The following is a 1303-nucleotide window of genomic DNA, read 5'->3' as shown; positions in this document are numbered from 1 at the left end:
ATTACTCCTCTGGGTCTCTGTCACGTATGATGGAAACTTCAATTTTTCCCTCATCACACCTTTCAAAGCTTCTGATGATCCCCGCCTCCCGGGATTGCTCCAGTATCAACATGACGAGATCGTCATTATTAGCTGTAATGGACGCCTGAGTACGTTTAAGGAATACATGACTCAAATCACTTTCATTAAATTTATCGCACAGTTCGGCAGTATGACTTCTATTTCGATAACCAGCAGAAATTACCCCTGCGAGCAGCCTGGCTTTAAGCACGATGTTATCACTTCCGTTAATAACCATTACGGCAACATTCCTTGGTAAAGAAATAGGGTAATGCCTCTAATTAGTTGAATTGATGTATAATGCCCGCTTTTGAGATTTTCTCATGGCCAGCGTTACTGTTCATTGTCCCCGTTGTCAGTCTGCTCAGGTTTACCGTCATCGGCAAACCCCTAAAGGCCGTGACCGGTTTCGCAGTCGTGACTGCCACCGCGTGTTTCTGCTCACCTATACCTATGAAGCACGCAAGCCCGGCGTCAAAGAACAAATTACCGTAATGGTGTTCAACGGAGCTGGTGTCCGCGATACCGCAAGGACGCTCAAAATCGGCATTAACACCGTCATTCGCACTTTAAAAAACTCGCGCCAAAGCGAATAACCTCCTCTCCGGTTGCTCATGCAGACATGGCGCTTATCTGCGAGCTCGATGAACAGTGGAGCTTTGTTGGCAGTAAAGCCCGGCAGCACTGGCTCTGGTATGCCTACAACACCAAAACAGGCGGCGTTGTAGCTTATACGTTCGGTCCCCGCACGGATGAAACCTGTCGTGAACTGCTGGCCCTGCTCACACCGTTTAATATCGGCATGATAACCAGCGATGACTGGGGCAACTATGCCAGAGAAGTGCCGAAAGACAACCACCTGACCGGCAAAGTATTTACTCAGCGTATTGAGCGTAACAATCTGACACTGAGAACCCGCATCAAGCGTCTGGCCCGGAAAACAATCTGCTTCTCACGCTCTGTTGAACTGCATGAAAAAGTCACCGGTGCCTTCATCGAAAAATACAAGTTCTACTAATTGGAGGCAGCACCAGATTTACATACCTTTGCATATCGCATAGACAATATCAACCATGTAATCTATTTTTATATTCAAGGATTTTTCAAGAGTCATTTCTTATGAAAAAAACGTTTGCGATATTTTTTGCAATGATTATGCTATCTTTTTCTTATAGCAGCATCGCTGCCGATCCAAAACTGACTAGAAGTCACAATACTTTTACCCAAGGACTCAATTTGGACT

General features: G+C 45.7%; 2 protein-coding genes. Both read left to right on the top strand.

Translation table 11 applies throughout. From position 1 onward, the window contains the following. Positions 1 to 319: hypothetical protein (locus tag ACMV5H_RS25515; protein WP_414822801.1), on the top strand; the 319-nt coding region annotated here is incomplete at its 5' end. Between the two features lie 64 nt (positions 320 to 383). Beyond that, positions 384 to 1078 (top strand): IS1 family transposase gene (locus ACMV5H_RS25510; protein ID WP_414822800.1). Its coding sequence is split into 2 segments (ribosomal slippage): positions 384 to 630 and positions 630 to 1078, totalling 696 coding nucleotides; the frame shifts between segments, so codons are not numbered across the junction. Positions 1079 to 1303 lie beyond the last annotated feature (225 nt).

Source organism: Serratia sp. N21D137 (genome assembly GCF_047530005.1).
GTDB classification, from domain to species: Bacteria; Pseudomonadota; Gammaproteobacteria; order Enterobacterales; family Enterobacteriaceae; genus Chania; species Chania fonticola_B.
The sequence above is the reverse complement of the archived record's forward strand: the minus strand, read 5'-3'. Positions and strand labels throughout refer to the sequence as shown.